Origin of the sequence: Streptomyces sp. CWNU-52B, assembly GCF_047444975.1 — a bacterium.
GTDB lineage: Bacteria > Actinomycetota > Actinomycetes > Streptomycetales > Streptomycetaceae > Streptomyces.
Window position 1 is genome coordinate 58,809 of the sequence record NZ_JBLFJV010000056.1, and the last position, 16,248, is coordinate 75,056.

Annotated in this window: 12 protein-coding genes; 7 read left to right on the forward strand and 5 right to left on the reverse strand. The window is 72.8% G+C overall.

Annotated features, from left to right (window positions below; translation table 11 throughout):
- The first annotated feature begins 64 nt into the window (after positions 1-64).
- Together ACLVWQ_RS36040 and ACLVWQ_RS36045 are read left to right on the forward strand one after the other, a co-directional pair.
- The gene (locus tag ACLVWQ_RS36040) at positions 65-778 is read left to right on the forward strand and encodes an SRPBCC family protein (protein WP_414113481.1); all 714 of its coding nucleotides are present in this window, start codon (positions 65-67) and stop codon (positions 776-778) included.
- A gap of 55 nt (positions 779-833) precedes the next feature.
- On the forward strand, positions 834-1,367 hold the full coding sequence (locus ACLVWQ_RS36045; RefSeq protein ID WP_414113482.1) for a GNAT family N-acetyltransferase: 534 nt from the start codon (positions 834-836) through the stop codon (positions 1,365-1,367).
- 25 nt (positions 1,368-1,392) lie between these two features.
- Here ACLVWQ_RS36045 and ACLVWQ_RS36050 read toward each other — a convergent pair whose 3' ends face one another.
- From ACLVWQ_RS36050 to ACLVWQ_RS36065, 4 genes are all read right to left on the reverse strand, one after another.
- Positions 1,393-2,706 carry an alpha-glucoside ABC transporter substrate-binding protein gene (locus tag ACLVWQ_RS36050; protein ID WP_414113483.1) on the reverse strand — a complete coding sequence of 438 codons (1,314 nt, stop codon included), beginning with the start codon at positions 2,704-2,706 and terminating at the stop codon, positions 1,393-1,395.
- Positions 2,703-3,929 carry a hypothetical protein gene (locus ACLVWQ_RS36055; protein WP_414113484.1) on the reverse strand — a complete coding sequence of 409 codons (1,227 nt, stop codon included), beginning with the start codon at positions 3,927-3,929 and terminating at the stop codon, positions 2,703-2,705. Before ACLVWQ_RS36055 ends, ACLVWQ_RS36050 begins: the two co-directional genes overlap by 4 nt.
- Entirely contained in the window at positions 3,926-6,253 is a 2,328-nt protein-coding gene (locus ACLVWQ_RS36060) for a tetratricopeptide repeat protein (RefSeq protein WP_414113485.1), read from the reverse strand. Before ACLVWQ_RS36060 ends, ACLVWQ_RS36055 begins: the two co-directional genes overlap by 4 nt.
- A gap of 148 nt (positions 6,254-6,401) precedes the next feature.
- Positions 6,402-6,818, reverse strand: a complete 417-nt coding sequence (locus ACLVWQ_RS36065; RefSeq protein ID WP_414113486.1) for a RidA family protein — start codon at positions 6,816-6,818, stop codon at positions 6,402-6,404.
- 162 nt (positions 6,819-6,980) lie between these two features.
- Between ACLVWQ_RS36065 and ACLVWQ_RS36070 the strand changes: the two genes are divergently transcribed.
- From ACLVWQ_RS36070 to ACLVWQ_RS36085, 4 genes are read left to right on the forward strand one after another with little or no spacing between them, the layout of a single operon-like run.
- Entirely contained in the window at positions 6,981-7,463 is a 483-nt protein-coding gene (locus tag ACLVWQ_RS36070) for a cupin domain-containing protein (protein ID WP_414113487.1), read from the forward strand.
- A complete protein-coding gene (locus ACLVWQ_RS36075; RefSeq protein ID WP_414113488.1) occupies positions 7,460-8,386 on the forward strand; it encodes an acyl-CoA thioesterase in 927 nt (308 codons plus the stop codon). Before ACLVWQ_RS36070 ends, ACLVWQ_RS36075 begins: the two co-directional genes overlap by 4 nt.
- A gap of 52 nt (positions 8,387-8,438) precedes the next feature.
- Entirely contained in the window at positions 8,439-10,172 is a 1,734-nt protein-coding gene (locus ACLVWQ_RS36080) for an AMP-binding protein (RefSeq protein WP_414113489.1), read from the forward strand.
- 10 nt (positions 10,173-10,182) lie between these two features.
- Positions 10,183-12,564: a bifunctional salicylyl-CoA 5-hydroxylase/oxidoreductase gene (locus ACLVWQ_RS36085; RefSeq protein WP_414113490.1), complete on the forward strand. Its 2,382-nt coding sequence runs from the start codon at positions 10,183-10,185 to the stop codon at positions 12,562-12,564.
- 33 nt (positions 12,565-12,597) lie between these two features.
- Here ACLVWQ_RS36085 and ACLVWQ_RS36090 read toward each other — a convergent pair whose 3' ends face one another.
- The gene (locus tag ACLVWQ_RS36090; protein ID WP_414113491.1) at positions 12,598-13,020 is read right to left on the reverse strand and encodes a PPOX class F420-dependent oxidoreductase; all 423 of its coding nucleotides are present in this window, start codon (positions 13,018-13,020) and stop codon (positions 12,598-12,600) included.
- A gap of 580 nt (positions 13,021-13,600) precedes the next feature.
- Between ACLVWQ_RS36090 and ACLVWQ_RS36095 the strand changes: the two genes are divergently transcribed.
- The gene (locus tag ACLVWQ_RS36095) at positions 13,601-16,147 is read left to right on the forward strand and encodes a beta-L-arabinofuranosidase domain-containing protein (RefSeq protein ID WP_414113492.1); all 2,547 of its coding nucleotides are present in this window, start codon (positions 13,601-13,603) and stop codon (positions 16,145-16,147) included.
- The last annotated feature ends 101 nt before the right edge of the window (positions 16,148-16,248 follow it).

The following is a 16,248-nucleotide window of genomic DNA, read 5'->3' on the forward strand; positions in this document are numbered from 1 at the left end:
GTCTTAAGCAAAGCCTGAAGAGCGCATTGACGCCCCGGTGGGCCGCGCCCATCGTGTGTCCGTCATGGACTTCACCCACGAGTTCCGAGTGAACCTGCCGCCCGACGGGGCCTGGGACCTGCTGACCGACGTGGAGCGGATCGCTCCCTGTATGCCGGGCGCCCAGCTCACCGGCGTGGACGGCGACGCGTACAACGGCGTCGTGAAGGTCAAGGTCGGCCCCATGACCGTCCAGTACAAGGGTGTCGTCTCCTTCGTGGAGAAGGACCAGGCGGGGCGTACGGCGGTGCTGCACGCCCGCGGCCGTGACACCCGTGGCCAGGGCAACGCCGACGCCCGGGTGACCGCCCGGCTCGTCCCGGACACGGCGGGCGAGGGCGGGGGAGAGGCCGAGGGAACACGGGTGACCGTGGACACGCGTCTCACCGTCACGGGCAGGATCGCGCAGTTCGGCAAAGGGATGATCGAGGAGATCAGCGGGCGGCTGCTGGCCCAGTTCGTCGACAACCTGGAGGTACGACTCGCGACGGAACGTGCCCACGAGCCACTGACTCCGGCGCCGCCCGCGCCGGCCGCCGCCGAAGCCGCGCAGGAGCCTGCCTCAGCGACTCCGGTGACTCCGGTGACTCCGGCGAGTCCCGGGGCCGCAGCCGCACAGCCCCTGGACCTGATGGGCGTCGCCCGCGGTGCCGTCCTCAAGCGAGCACTGCCGGTCCTGGTCGTCGTGGCCGTGCTCGTCGTCGTCCTGGTCGTCCTTGTCGTCCAGCTCACCCGGTAGCCGCGCGGGGCACGCGGATTTCGCACTCACGCCCGCGTATCGACAGGATGGGGGCATGAACGACATCCGCACCCCCCGCCTGCTGCTGCGCCGCTGGCAGGAGGACGACCTCCTGCCCCTGTCCGAGATCCACGCCGACCCGACGGTGATGCAGTGGATCGGCGACGGCAGCCCGCGCTCCCTGGAGGAGACCGCCGAGGACATCGAGGCGTGGGAGGAGGAGTGGGACGAGGAGGGCTTCGGCCTCTTCGCCGTGGAACTCCTCGGCTCCGGGGAGCTCGCCGGCGCCGTGGGCCTGTACGTCGCCGACTCCCCGCCCCAGCTCGCGGGCCGGATCGCGATCAGCTGGCGGCTCGGCCGGGTCTACTGGGGTCAGGGGTACGCGTCGGAGGCCGCCCACGCCGCGCTCGAATTCGCGCTCCAGGACCGCGGCATCGACCGGGTCGTCGCCGCGCCCCGGCCGGGCGACAGCGCGTCCGCGAACGTGCTGGACAAGCTCGGCATGCAGGAGGAGGGCTCCGCACAGGACCCGGTCCACGGACACGAACTGCGGCTGTACTCGATCGACCTGACGGAGTTCGAGGGCTGACCGCCGGGCGGCGACGGTACGGCCGTCAGCCGCCGGGGCCGGCGCAGATGTCCTCGGGCGGCCGGAACGAGGGCGCGTCGGCCGACTCCTCGGCCACCTGGACCCGTACGGTCTCCAGCTGGCGGAGCAGCGAGGCGAGGTGCTCGGGCGCGGGATCGCGGAAGAACTCCAGGACCGCCCGGTGGAAGGCGTCCCGCAGCTCGGGCGGCATCACGTCCGACGCGTCGAAGCACAGGGTGCGGGCCGTCGAGTTGAGCAGGGCGTCGATCTCCTGCTCGACGGCGTCCGTGGGCTCGGTGGGCGGCAGCCCCGTCGTGCTCGGGAACAGCGGACGCACCCCGGGGTCCGCCTCGGCCCGCCACCGCTGGCGTCCGGCCGGGCTCGACAGCCGCTCCACCAGTTCCTGGGCCGCCGGGTCGTCGCTGAAGACGGCGGCCATGTCACCGGCCACCTCGAACGCGCCCCGGTACTCGGACCGCCCGTCCAGGAACCGGGCCGACGGCTCCACCCGGATGTCGTCGCCCGCGTACACGTACCGGATGAAGGCGCTCTGGTGCTCGTGCGTGCAGGAGAAGCCGGGGGAGTCCAGCAGGCCGCGCGGTCCGGCCGGCCCGGAGACACCCTCGTACGACGTGGTCAGGGACCGCTCCACGGACGCCCCGGAGCGGCCGGCGAGCAGCCGTGCCCAGGTCGTCCAGGCCCGTACGACGTCCGGGTCGCGCCAGCTGAGCCGGCTCGTCGCCCACTGCGTGTAGCGGGCCGGACCCGCCTGGTGGAGCAGGATGTCCTCGATCCAGTCGGTGCCGGGCCAGCCCGAGGTGGCCTGCGAGGCGAGCCCCACGCACCAGGTCGGATCGTCACCCGACGCACCCTCCTTGCTCCACACCAGGCTCTTCAGGTCGACCTTCAGCGGCACCCAGTAGGTACGGCGCCGTCCGTCGACCAGCAGGGTCGGCGCCCAGGGCGGATACGCGCGTTCGGCGGTCGGCTCGGCGAGCGGCTTCAGCTGGTCGCGGCGGGCGTACTCGGTGAGTTCGCCGATGCTGTTGAGGACCGCCACGTCCGGCGGGGTGCCCGCCTCCAGCTGTGAGACGAGGGTCTCGCGCAGTGAGCGGGTGCCCTCGTAGGTGTACGTCCTGCCGGTGCCGTCGTCGAGCCGCTGGAGCGCTGCTTCGAAGGCCTTGCCCTCCGCACCGGTCCACGGGCCGAGGACGACCAGGGGGTCGGGCTCGGCGGACGTGCAGCCGGGGACCAGCGCGAGCAGGCACGCGGCGACCACGACACGCACGGCCCGTACGGCACCCAGGCCGCGCGGGACACGGTTCGTGCGGCAGGTCATGAGACGGCTCCCGGCCGGGTGACCACGAGGTACTCGCGGCGGTACGTGTGCAGGGCGCCCCCGACGAGCCCGGCGACGAGCAGGCCCGCGGGCAGGACGAAGGGCGCGACCCCGTCCAGGAAGGGGAGCCGCCCGTCGGAGAGCGTGCCGTCGATGCGGGACTCCAGGACGCCGATCGCGTACGGGTCGGGGCCGTCGAAGGGGCGTTCCTCGGCGATCGTCTCCGTCTGGGGCGAGGTCCGCCCGGCGAGCGAGTCGGCCAGGGGCGCCGACCGCGCCTGGGCATGCTGGGCGAGCAGCGCGTCGGCCGTCAGGAGCGGTACGGCGAGCAGCGGCAGGGCGGCCACGGCCAGCGGCACGCTGAGCCGGATCCGGAAGCGCCGGCGCAGGAACACGGCCGTCCGCCAGAGACCGGCGGCGAGCAGCACGAGGGCGACCCCGCAGACCACCGCGGCGGTGAGCACACCCCCGCCCCAGGCGGCCCGCTCCGCGAGCCGTTCGCGCAACTGCCGCTCCAGACCCGCGACCCGGTCCACGATCGAGGTCGCGCCGGAGCCGGTGGCCGCCGGGCACGGCGGGTAGCGGTCCTGGCGGTCCGCGGCGGCGACCGGCTCCGAGCAGAGCATGCTGCGCGCGTAGGTCAGCTCGGCGTCCCGCAGCACGGCGTCGCTCGCGTGGCCCTGCGCCCGGCCGATCCACCCCGTGTAGTCGACGACCAGCGCGGACACCACGCGCAGCTCCTGTTCCTCGGCCACGGTGAGCGCTCCGCTGCGGGTGACCTGGTTCAGGCTCTGGGTCGCCCGCGCCACCCGCGTGCGGTACCGCTCGCTGAGACCGCCGAGTTCCGCCGCCCCCGCCTCGGCGAGGTTCCGCTCGGCCTCGCCCTGCGCGATGAACAGCGACGCCTTGGCGTGCGCGAGTCCGACCAGCGCGGGCGCGACACGCTCTCGCAGATACTCCGAGTCGTCACGCACCTGCGCGTACGCCCAGCCGAGCGTGCCGAACGCCACCACGGCGAGCAGGGGCAGCGCGAGGAGCCGCTCCCGCAGGTACGCGCGATTGCGGCGGCCCGAGACCGACGGCCAGGCGTAACGCCGGAGCCGCCGGGCGAGTTCGGCGACGACGGCCGCCGCTCCCCTGGCGCCGCGGCGCAGGCGTGCCGCCCTGGCCGAGGGCGCCGGGGTGCCGCCGGCCGGCCGCCCGCGCCGCGACGGGCCGGTCACTCGCGGGCCCTCCGGGCGTCTTGGCCCTGCGCCGGTGCATGGGCGACCGTCCGCAGCCAGGTCGCCACTCTCTTTCCGAGCCAGGGGCTGTCCCGGTGGTGGCGGAAGGCGAGCGGACGGACCGCGTAGGCACGGTCCAGCAGGGTCTCGGCGACGGCTCCGTCCTGGGGCGCGGCGGAACGGGCGGCCTGGTGCGCGAGGGTGAGATAGAGCCGGGAGAGCTCTCTGCGCAGACCGGGTTCGTCGGACGGCAGCCCCAGCCGGCTGTCGGCGCCCGCGGCGAGCCCGGCCAGCGCCGCCGCGTCGATCGCTCCCCGGGCGAGAGCGCCCCGTACCGCCTCCCAGACCTCCGCCGTCATACGGACCCTGGCCTGCTCGTCCGTCAGTCCGTGCGCGTGGAAGAGCCGCGCCAGCCGCTCCAGTACCTCGCGGAGCCGCTCGGCCGGCTCGGCGGGGCGGTCGGTGGCGCGTACGTGTTCGACCCCGACCCGTACGGCGGCGGTGCGTGCGGCGGTCCGGTGCCGGGAGTGCTGCGGCACCGCGTCCAGGGCCCGCACGGCGTCGTCCCAGGCCCGCTCCCCGCCCAGCGCGAGCCGGGCCCGCGCGGCGCCGAACGCCGCGCTGCCGAGCGACGGGTTGCGCAGCCGCACCGCCTCGTAGAAGGTCAGCGCCTCCTGCCAGCGGCCGAGGCGTTCGGCGCAGTAGCCGAGTGCCAGCTTCGGCGCGTACTCACCCGGTATCGCCGCGAACACCCGGTCGAAGTGACTCCGCGCGGCCTCGACCCGGTCCCGTCCGAGCGCGAGCAGTCCGCGGTGCCAGCCGAGCCGCCAGTCGTGGGGGGCGCGCTCGGCGCCGATCAGGGTCTCGGCGGCCCGCAGTTCGCGTTCGGCGGCCTCCGCCCGACTCCCGTTCCCGCCGCCGTTGCCGGTGCTGCGCAACCGCAGGCGGCAGCGCAGCAGATGGACCTCCGGCGAGTCCCGCCAGTCCCCGGTGTGCTGGAGCAGCGCCTCGGGAGCGGCGTCGGCCAGCCGGCTCAGCTCGGCGTGATGGAGGTCGCAGGGGTCGGGCCGCGGGACGGGCAGCCGGTGGGCCACCTCCGAGGGCGACGGCGGGGCGTACGGGGCGGGGGCGTCCGGGGCCGCCCACCGGGTGAGGGGCGGCGCCGAACCGAGGGCCGCGTCGAGCGCGTACGGGGACTGGAAGAAGAGCGGGGACGGCTCGAAGGTCTCGGCCCCGGTCCGCAGCGACCGCAACTCCCGGAAGACGCCCCGCAGCTGCTCCTCCATCTCCCGTGCGGTGGCGAACCGCTCGGCCCGTTCGCTCCGGGTGGCGCGGTGCAGTACCCGGGCGAGCGACACCAGCCCCAGTCCACGGGGAGCGGGCGCCGTCATCGGGTGGTGGGCCCCGGGAGCCGGAAGGGCTCCGGCGCCGTCGGGCGGCTCCGGCCGGCCGGACAGGTCCAGGCGGCCCAGCTCCGCCAGGTCGTCGGGGGAGCGTCCGAGTCCGCTCAGCCGCCGCAGCGTCTCACCGAGGCTGAACAGGTCGTCCTGGCCGGTGGATTCGCCGTCCGGGCCGACGGTCGGGGCCCGGAACCCCTCGGTGGTGTGACCGGGCGTCCCGGCCGAGCGGACACTGCCCACATCGATGATCTTCGTGGAGGTGCCGTCGTGCATCACGTTGTCCGGTTTGAGGTCGCCGTAGACCTTGCCGGGCCGGTCGGCGTGCAGATGCCCGAGCGCGGCCAGGATCCGCACCCCGTAGGCGAGTACGAACTCGTGGAAGCGTCCGCCGCCGAACTCGTCCGGGTTCACCTGGACCCGGGCCCGTACCTCTTCAAGGGTGAGCCCGTCCACGTACTGCAGGACGAGGAAGTCGCCGACCTCGGGATGGTGCCCGTAGTTGAAGACGCGGATGATGTCGCCGTGGCTGAGGTCGACCAGCGCGCGCCGCTCCCGGGCCAGCGCGCCCGCCGAGGCCGCCGCCTGCTGAGGGTGGAGGATCTTGATGGCGACCTCGCGGTCGTCGACCTTGGTGTCGAGCGCGAGGTACACCTCGCCCATTCCGCCGTAGCCCAGCGGCCGGATCAGCCGGTACTGCCCCGCGAGCAGTTGTCCGGACGGCAGCGGCAGCCCGTCCGGATCGCCGCGGTGGGACGCCGAACGCTCCAGCAGGGTGATCGACGGCAGCAGGACCGGGTCCGGGCTCTCCTCGGGCAGCTCCACGTGTGCGGCCCGCAGGATCGGCGACGCGACGACGAGCGGGCCGAACGACGCGCTGGACTCCCGTGGTTCACCGGTCGCCCTGCCGCCCGCTGCCCCCTCCATGCGACCTCAGAATAGACGCGAAGGCCCGAAATGGCCCCGTGCCGAAGGGGAGATGCTGTGTTCGACGACGACGACGTCGACCGACTCGACCGCCGCAGCGCGAGGGCGTACTGCGGGTCGCCGCCGGGCGGTGGGAAGTCGGTGCCGGTCACGCCGGTCGGACCAGTCGCTCCTCGGGGATCACGGCCACTCCGAGGATCTCGATCAGCGCCTCGGGCTGCCACAGGGCGGTGCAGCCGATGCCGGCCATCGCCGGGTAGACGGGACCGGCCAGCTCGCGCCACACCGTGCCGATCTCCTTGCCGTGCGCCTGGTAGTCGGGGATGTCGGTGAGATACAGCGTCACGCTGACCAGGTCCCGCGGCTCGCCGCCCACCGCGCGCAGCGTCGTCAGGACGTTGCCGAACGCCTGGCGGAACTGCTCGACGATACCCCCCGGCACGATCTTCATGTCGGCGTCGAGAGCGGTCTGTCCGCCGAGGTGGAGGGTGTTTCCCGCGAGCGTTCCGTGCGAGTAGCCGCGGGGCGTCGGCAGCGCTCCCGGGTTCACGGCGAGGGGAGTCACAGGGCCTCCGGGGTTCGGTGAGGGCGGTCCGGCTGGACGGGGTGTCTCCGGCATGCTGTATTGACAATAAATGACGGTCGTGAAAAAAACGAGATACAGCAACGACGGTGCCACCGAACCACCCGCTCCCGAAGCCGCTCGACCGGAACGGAGCCAGCCGCCATGGAGCCCGACCTCAGCAAGTACCGCATCGAGGGCGACGCCTCGATGTACCGGCTGCCCAGCGGGATCGTCGCTCCCGTGGTGACACGCTCCGGATCGGAGAGCGCGAACACCGCCGACTCCGGCGGGGCCGTCCGGATCTCCGGCGTCAGCATCCAGCACACACCCGCCACGAAGCTCTGGTTCGGCAAGGTCAGCAACGAACCCGGCTACCGCTCGGTCACCCACCACCACGGCGAGGCCGAGACGGGCGGATACGTCCTGTCGGGGCGGGCGCGCATCTACTTCGGCGAGAAGTTCGAGGACTACGTCGACATGGCGGAGGGCGACTGGGTCTTCGTCCCGCCGTTCATGCCGCACATCGAGTGCAACCTCTCCCGCACCGCGCCGCTGACCTGGATGACCACCCGCACACCGGAGAACATCGTCGTCAACCTCGCCGACGTCCCCGACGCCGACCTGCGCGACTGGCTCGACCGATGACCCCGGGGCCCGGCCGGGCACCGGGCGGGACATCGCCGACCTCCGCGTTCTTCACCGAGGCCGTCACCCTGACCCCCGTCCCGCCGGTCCACCTCGACCTCGCCTTCACCGCCGTCACCCAGCCCTGCCCGTGGCCCAAGGCGTACGGCGGCGACCTGGTCGCCGCGGCGGCGGCGTCGGCGATGCGCTCGGTGACCGACGCCAAGACGCTGCACTCGATGCACAGTTACTTCCTGCGCCCCGCCGACATCGGCGCCGAGGTGCGCTACGAGGTGGAGGTGCTGCGCGACGGCCGCGGCTACAGCACCCGGCAGGTCCGCGGCTACCAGAACGGCAAGCCGCTCTACGTCTGCCTGGCCAACTTCGCCGCGGGGGAGCCCGGCGGGACCTTCCACGCCGAGTTCGCCGAGGTCGTCCCCGACCCGGAGGACCTCCCCGGCTCGGCGGCGTACCTCCAAGAGCGCAGCGGCGGCTCGATGACAGAGGAGTCGAAGGCCTACTGGTCCGCGGGGCGCAGCTTCGACATGCGGCATGTGCCAGGTCCGGTCTACCTCACCGTCGAGGGCAAACGGCTGCCCCAGCAGGCGGTCTGGGTGAGGCCGTTCGACGCGCTGCGCGCCGTCGGGGGGCTGACCGACACCCAGCGGGACCTGGCGGCACTGGCGTACGTCTGCGACTACACGATCCTCGAACCCGTCCTGCGCGTCCTGGGCCTGGCCTGGGCCGACCCCGGGCTCGTCACCGCCAGCCTCGACCACGCCATGTGGTTCCACCGCCCGGGGCCGGTCGGCGACTGGCTCCTCTACGTCCAGGAAGCGGTCGCCGCCGACGCGGGCCGCGGACTGGCCACCGGCCGTTTCTTCACCCGCGACCACTGTCACCTGGCCACCGTCGTCCAGGAGGGAATGATCCGCCCCGCCTGATCCGCCGCCCGGTACCGCCCGACACCGGCGGGCTCCCGGAAGGACTCCTCCGTTGACTCCTCAGCCCTCTTCCCAGCCCCCGCCCTCGCCTCCGTCCCGGCCCTCGCCCTCGGCGCACCGGGACACCTTCACCCGTGACCACCTGCCGCCCGCGCACCTGTGGCCGACGATCGAGTTCACCACGCCGGACCTGCGGCACCCCGAGCGGCTCAACGCCGCCACCGAACTCGTCGACCGCCCCGCGTCGAGGTTCGGGGCCGACCGCCCGGCGCTGCGCACACCGGCCGGGGAGACCTGGACCTACGGGGAACTGAGGAAGCGGGTCGGCCAGGTGGCCCAGGTACTGACCGAGGACCTCCACCTGGTCCCGGGGCAGCGGGTCCTGCTGCGGTCGCCCAACACGCCCTGGACAGTGGCGTGTTGGCTCGGCGTGCTCAAGGCCGGGGGAGTGGTCGTCACCGTCATGGCCGCGCTGCGCACCCGAGAGATCGCCCAGATCGCCGAGCGTACGCTGCCCGCCCTCGCCCTCGTCGACCACCGGTACGCCGAGGACGTCCGCGCCGTACGGGACACCGTGCTGCCGTCACTGAAGGTCGTCGAGTTCGGCGGCACCGGGCCGGGCGACCTCGTGGCCCGCGCCACCGCGAAGTCCGGCGAGTTCACCGCCGTGGACACCGCCGCCGACGACGTCGCCCTCCTCGCGCCGACGTCCGGCAGCACCGGCACCCCGAAGATCACCATCCACGTCCACCGGGACGTCCTGTCCATCGACGACACCTTCGGCCGCCGGGTGCTGTGCCTGCGCCCGGACGACGTGGTCGCCTGCAGCGCCCCCTTCGCCTTCACCTTCGGCCTCGGCATGCTCGTCGTCTTCCCGCTGCGAGCCGGTGCCTGCGCGCTGCTGACCGAGACCGTGACCCCGCTGGGCATGGCGGAACTCGTCGAGCGCCAGGGCGTCACCGTGCTCGCGACGGCGCCCACGGCGTACAAGGCCATCCTGCGCGAAGGACGGGAACAGCAGCTCGCCGGGCTGCGCGTCGGTGTCTCGGCGGGCGAACACATACCCCTCGGCGTCTGGGAGCAGTTGCGCGACAGGATCGGACTGCGGGTCGTCGACGGCATCGGCGCCACCGAACTGCTGCACATCTTCATCTCCGCGGCCGGTGACGACATACGGCCCGGCGCCACCGGCAAACCGGTCCCGGGCTTCCGCGCCACCATCCTGGGCCCCGACGGCGGCGAACTGGGCCCCGGCGAGCCGGGCAGGCTGGGGGTCATCGGCCCGGTCGGCTGCCGCTACCTCGACGACGAGCGCCAGAAGGACTACGTCGTGAACGGCTGGAACGTCACCGGTGACGTCTTCCACCGCGACGAGGACGGCTACTTCCACTACCACGCCCGCGGCGACAACATGATCGTCTCCTCGGGCTACAACATCGGCGGACCCGAGGTCGAGGCGGCCGTCGACACCCACCCCGACGTCCTGGAGTGCGCCGTCGTCGGCCGCGGTGACAGCGAACGCGGCGAGGTCGTCTGCGCCTTCGTCGTCCTGCGGGACGGCGTGACCGGTGACGCCGCCAAGGCCAAGGAGATCCAGGACCACGTCAAAGGCGTCATCGCGCCCTACAAGTACCCGCGCGACGTGCGGTTCCGCGCCTCGCTGCCACGCAACGCCAGCGGCAAGCTCCAGCGCTTCGCACTGCGCGCGGCCGTCGAGGAGGAGCGGACCACGACGGCCGCCGCCGTCGAGGACGACCAGGCCGCCGCGTCCGCCGGCGAGCACTGAGAGGAACCCCGTGAAGATCGCGATCGTCGGCGGTGGCCCCGGCGGCCTCTACTTCGCCGCGCTCATGAAACAGCTCGACACGGCCCACGAGATCACCGTGTGGGAACGCGACGCCCCCGACGAGACCTTCGGCTTCGGCGTGGTGTTCTCCGACGAGACGCTCGGCGGCATCGAGAACGCCGACCGGGAGTTCGCCGAGGCCATGGCGCGCCGCTTCGCCCGCTGGACCGACATCGACATCCACTACCGCGGCCGGACCCACACCGTGGGCGGCCAGGGCTTCGCCGCGATGAGCCGCAGGGAACTGCTCCGGCTGCTGCAGCGCCGCTGCCACGACCTCGGGGTGCGCGTCCGCTTCACCGAGTCCGCCCCCGACACCGGGCTCCTGCGGGCCTCGTACGACCTGGTGGTGGGGGCGGACGGCGTCAACTCGCGGGTCAGGGAGGCCTACGCGGACGTCTTCCGCCCCACCCTGGACCGACGGCGCAACAAATACATGTGGCTGGGCACGGACCGCGTCTTCGAGGCGTTCCAGTTCTTCGTCAGGCAGACGCGGTGGGGGACCATGCAGGTGCACGGCTACCCCTACTCCGAGACCGGCTCCACCTTCATCGTCGAGATGCACGAGGACGTCTGGCGCCGGGCCGGATTCGACGTCACCGAGGGGGCCGACCTCCCGCCGGGTGCCTCCGACGAACAGGCCGTCGAGCGGGTCCGCGGGCTCTTCGCCGAGGAACTGGCCGGGCACCGGGTGTTCGCGAACAACTCGAAGTGGCTCGCCTTCACCACCGTACGCAACGAACGCTGGCACCACGGCAACCTCGTCCTCGTCGGCGACGCCGCCCACACCGCGCACTTCTCGATCGGCTCGGGCACCAAACTGGCGATGGAGGACTCCCTCGCCCTCGCCGCGTGCCTGCACGAACACCCGGACACCGAGGGCGCGTTGAAGGCGTACGAGGCGGAGAGACGCCCGGTCGTCGAGTCCACGCAGCGGGCCGCCCAGGCCTCCCTGGAGTGGTTCGAGAACATCGGCATGTACGCCCACCAGGAGCCGACGCAGTTCTGCTTCAACCTGCTCACCCGGTCCCGCCGCATCACCTACGACAACCTCCGCACCCGTGACGGGGAGTTCGCCGACCGGGTCGACGCGGCCTTCGCCGCCTCGCAGGGACTGCCCGGGACGGTCCCGGCGATGTTCCAGCCGTTCCGGCTGGGGGAGTTGGAGCTGAAGAACCGGGTGATCGTGTCCCCGATGGACATGTACTCGGCCGTCGACGGCGTACCCGGCGACTTCCACCTCGTCCACCTCGGCTCGAAGGCGATGGGCGGCGCAGGGCTGGTCATGACGGAGATGGTCTGCGTCTCACCCGAGGGCCGCATCACACCCGGCTGCACGGGCCTGTGGACCGACGAGCAGCGCGACGCATGGGCGCGGGTGGTGTCCTTCGTGCATGACCGCAGCACCGCCCGGATCGGCCTCCAGCTCGGCCACTCCGGCCGCAAGGGCTCCACCCGGCTCATGTGGGAGGGCATGGACGAGCCGCTGCCGTACGACAACTGGCAGACCGTCGGCCCGTCGCCGCTGCCCTACGGCCCCGGCTCGGCCGTGCCCCGCGAGCTGGACCGTGCCGGGATGGACGAGGTGGTCGCCGACTTCGTGGCCGCCGCCCGCCGTGGCGCCGAGGCGGGCTTCGACCTGCTCGAACTCCACTGCGCACACGGCTACTTGCTGTCCTCGTTCCTCTCGCCTGTGGCGAACCACCGCACCGACGAGTACGGCGGTTCGCTGCCGGGCCGGCTCCGCTTCCCCCTGGAGGTCTTCGACGCCGTCCGTGCGGTCTGGCCGGCCGGGCGGCCGATGATCGTGCGGGTCTCCGCGACGGACTGGGTCCCGGACGGCACCACCGAGCACGACGCCGTGGAGATCGCCCGTGCCTTCATCGCCCACGGCGCGGGCGCGATCGACGTCTCCTCGGGCCAGGTCACCCAGGACGAGCGCCCGGCGTACGGCCGCTCGTACCAGACGCCGTTCGCGGACCGGATCCGCCACGAGGTCGCCGCGGCCACCGGCACGGCCGTCATCGCGGTCGGGGCCATCGCGTCCTACGACGACGTGAACTCGATCCTGCTGGCGGGCCGCGCCGACCTGTGCGCCCTCGGCCGTACCCATCTCTACGATCCGCACTGGACGCTGCACGCGGCGGCCGAGCAGGAGTACCGGGACGCGTCGGCCCAGTGGCCGCTCCCGTACCGGGCCGGTGCCCGCAAGCCGCCGAGCGCCCGCACCGACGCCGTCCGCCCGCGGCTGTCCCTGCTGCGGTCCGAGGACCCCGGCCAGACCGTCCACCTGCGCTGGATCCCGCCCAGGGAACCGGCCACCGTCCCCTGACCGGCAGCCGCCATCCGGGCCTGGGGGTCCGGCCTACGTGGACGCCTGGTCGTTGTCCTTCAGCGCGCCCCAGCCGTGCCACCGGTCGATCTCGACCCAGGCGCTGACCCGGGCCCGTACCCGGTCCGGATAGGGCTTGCCGGTGTAGTGCCGGGAGATGCGGTCGATGTCGGCCAGGCCCTCGTCGTCGTGCAGCTCGAAGGCGCTGCCCAGGAGGGTGACATGGGTGTACCAGTCGCCCTCGGCGAGGACGGTGAGGGTCACCCGCGGGTCGCGCCGCAGATGCTTCAGCCGCACCCGGCCCTCGTCCATGCTGAGCAGCACCCGGCCGTCCTCCCACAGATACCAGGTGGGCGTGGACACGGGCGCGCCGTCCGAGCGCACCGTGGCGATGACGGCCGCGTTGGGGCGGCTCAGCAGTTCGACGGCCTCGGGCGGAAGCGGCGGCTTGGACATGGGAACTCCTCGATGTCGGCGGGCGTCCGGAACGCGACGACGCGGACGACGTCCTGCGTCCGGGGCGGACCGCGGCCGCCGGGTCCCGCGAGTGCATCCTCGCAACCCGCGTCCGCGGGCGCCACTCGGCCACCCTGCCTTCTTCGACGGTCTTGAGCTTCTCGAACCGGGCCTCGTCTCCCGCACGCGGTGGCACCCCGACGCCGGACCCCTGCCCCCTGACCGCGACGTGTCGAGTCCCCCGAACCGTCAGCACCGCCGTTCTGCCCGTCGAGCACGCCGTGCGACCGCGACGATTGTGGTCCGCCCCTGCGTGCAGTGGCGTCCTTGATCACTTTGAACGATTCAAAATGCTGGGAAACGCTGTCGGCAACTTTCCCCCGTGCGCGCACTCTTGACGCCTGTGAGGTACACACTTACCGTCTCCCGCGGACGACATAAAACGATTCAAGTTTCCGAAGAGCCGCCACCCCTGCGTTTCGCCGAAACCCCGGTCCGTCGCCGCCGCGCGCCGCTCCCGCGTGCGGGGTGGCGCGTGCGTCCGGAGGCACTCTTCCCTGCCCGGAAGGAGCACCGCGCCTTGCCCGCACCGCGTGACCTGCCCCGCCCGTCCCGCCGTCAGATCCTGGTCGCCGCGTCCGTGACGGCAGCCGCCGCCTCGCTGGCCCCGCACGCGGCCGCCGCCGCGACGGCCGCGCCGCGGTCCGCCCTCACCCCCTTCCGGATGGCCGACGTCCGGCTGCTGGAGAGCCCCTTCCTCGCCAACATGCGGCGCACCTGCGCGTACCTGCTCTTCGTCGACGCCGACAGGCTGCTGCACACCTTCCGGCTGAACGTGGGACTGCCCTCCTCGGCCGAACCCTGCGGCGGCTGGGAGGCGCCGGGCATCCAGCTGCGCGGCCACACCACCGGACATCTGCTCAGCGCGCTGGCCCAGGCGTACGCCAACACCGGCGACGACGCCTACGCGGCCAAGGCCCGTACCCTCGTCGCCGCACTGGCCGAGTGCCAGCGGGCGGCCCCGGCGGCCGGCTACCACGCCGGGTACCTGTCCGCGTTCCCCGAGTCCGTCTTCGACCAGCTGGAGGCGGGCGGCAAACCGTGGGCCCCGTACTACACCCTCCACAAGATCATGGCGGGGCTGCTCGACCAGTACGAACTCGGCGGTGACGAGCAGGCGCTGGCCGTGCTCCTGGCCATGGCGGCCTGGGTGGACGCCCGCACCGCGCCGCTCTCCGCCGAGCGGATGCAGACGCTGCTGAAGGTGGAGTTCGGCGGCATGAACGACGTACTCGCCCGCCTCCACCTGGTGACCGGTGACCCGGCGCATCTGCGGACCGCCCGGCGCTTCGACCACGAGGAGCTGTACGCGCCGCTGGCGGCGGGCCGGGACGAACTCGCGGGCCGCCACGCGAACACCGAGATCGCCAAAGTGGTGGGAGCGGTACCGAGTTACGAGGCCACGGGCGAGCGGCGCTACCTCGACATCGCCGACCACTTCTGGACGACGGTCGTACGGGACCATTCGTACGCCATCGGCGGCAACTCCAACCAGGAGCTGTTCGGCCCGCCGGGCGAGATCGTCAGCCGGCTCTCCGAGGTGACCTGCGAGAACTGCAACAGCTACAACATGCTCAAGCTCGGCCGGCACCTCTTCCTGCACCGCCCGTCCCGCGCCGCGTACATGGACCACTACGAGTGGACGCTCTACAACCAGATGCTCGGCGAGCAGGATCCCGACTCCGGGCACGGGTTCGTCACGTACTACACCGGGCTGTGGGCCGGTGCGGAGCGGCAGCCCAAGGGCGGCCTCGGTTCGGCGCCCGGCAGTTACAGCGGGGACTACGACAACTTCTCCTGCGACCACGGCTCCGGTCTGGAGACGCACACCAAGTTCGCCGACAGCATCTACTTCCGCACCCGCGAGACCAGCGGCCCCTCGCTGTACGTCAACTTGTTCATCCCCTCCGAACTGCGGTGGCGCGAGACTGGTGTGACCCTCCGTCAGGAGACCGGCCACCCCACGACCGACCGCACCCGCCTCACCGTCACCGCGGGAGACGCCCGGTTCACCCTGCGGCTGCGGGTCCCCGCCTGGGTGGCCGACACCGGCGGACGGGCCCGGCTCAAGGTCAACGGCCGGCACCTGCCGGTCCGGCCGGAGCCAGGCACGTACGCCGCCGTGGAACGGCACTGGCGCGCCGGGGACACCGTGGAACTCGTGCTGCCCCGACGGCCCGTCTGGCAGGCCGCGCCCGACAACCCGCAGGTGAGGTCGCTGTCGTACGGGCCGCTCGTCCTCGCGGGGGCGTACGGCGACACCCCGCTCGCCACCCTCCCCTCGATCCGGCCGGACACCCTGCGCCCGGTGCCCGGCACAGCCACGCAGTTCACCGCGCTCGCCGACGGACGCCGGGTGTCACTGCGGCCGTTCCACGAGGTGCACCACCAGCGGTACAACGTCTACTGGGCCGTGCCTCCGCGCCAGGCCCGCGAACGCGACGTCGCCCGCTACCCCTTCGACGAGGGGAGCGGCACCTCGGCGGCCGACCGCACCCGCACCTTCGCCGACGCCACGCTCGTGGGAGGCGCCACCTGGTCCGCCGGGACCGACGGAGTGCGGTCCGTGGCCCTGGACGGACAGGGCGGACATGTCGTTCTCCCGGCCGGACTGCCCGGCGGACTCGACGAGTTGACCGTCAGCGTCCGGGTCCGCGTGGACGCCCTGGCCGCGTCCGCCCGCGTCTTCGACCTGGGATTCCACAAGGACACCTATCTGTTCCTCGCGGCGACCACGGGTGCCGGGCGCGCCCGCGCCGCCCTGAAGATCGCCGGTATGGAGTCCGAGGACTTCGTCGACGCCACCGGCCCGCTCCCCGTGGGCCGATGGGTCCATGTGGCGCTCACGCTCGGCGGCGGCACCGGCGTCCTCCACCTCGACGGCGTCGAGGCGGGCCGCAACACCGCCATGGTGGCGAGCCCGCTCCTGCTCGGCGCGAGCACCCGCAACTACCTGGGCCGCTCGCAGAACACCACGCACCCGTATCTGCGCGGCGCCGTCCGTGACTTCCGTCTGCACAACCGGGCCCTGAGCGCGTCCGAGGTGGCGCGCCTGGCGGCCGGCTGACCAGCCGCCTCCGGTGCTCCACCGGGCACCGGCTCCCACCACACACACGCACCACACCGTTCCGTCCGGCGGGCACCCGGTGCCCGCCGTCCACGCAGGAG

Coding starts and splice junctions, on each gene's coding strand:
- ACLVWQ_RS36070 (WP_414113487.1), top strand. CDS start 6,981: ATGGAGCCCGACCTCAGCAAGTACCGCATCGAGGGCGACGCCTCGATG.
- ACLVWQ_RS36045 (WP_414113482.1), top strand. CDS start 834: ATGAACGACATCCGCACCCCCCGCCTGCTGCTGCGCCGCTGGCAGGAG.
- ACLVWQ_RS36090 (WP_414113491.1), bottom strand. CDS start 13,020: ATGTCCAAGCCGCCGCTTCCGCCCGAGGCCGTCGAACTGCTGAGCCGC.
- ACLVWQ_RS36060 (WP_414113485.1), bottom strand. CDS start 6,253: ATGGAGGGGGCAGCGGGCGGCAGGGCGACCGGTGAACCACGGGAGTCC.
- ACLVWQ_RS36075 (WP_414113488.1), top strand. CDS start 7,460: ATGACCCCGGGGCCCGGCCGGGCACCGGGCGGGACATCGCCGACCTCC.
- ACLVWQ_RS36050 (WP_414113483.1), bottom strand. CDS start 2,706: ATGACCTGCCGCACGAACCGTGTCCCGCGCGGCCTGGGTGCCGTACGG.
- ACLVWQ_RS36040 (WP_414113481.1), top strand. CDS start 65: ATGGACTTCACCCACGAGTTCCGAGTGAACCTGCCGCCCGACGGGGCC.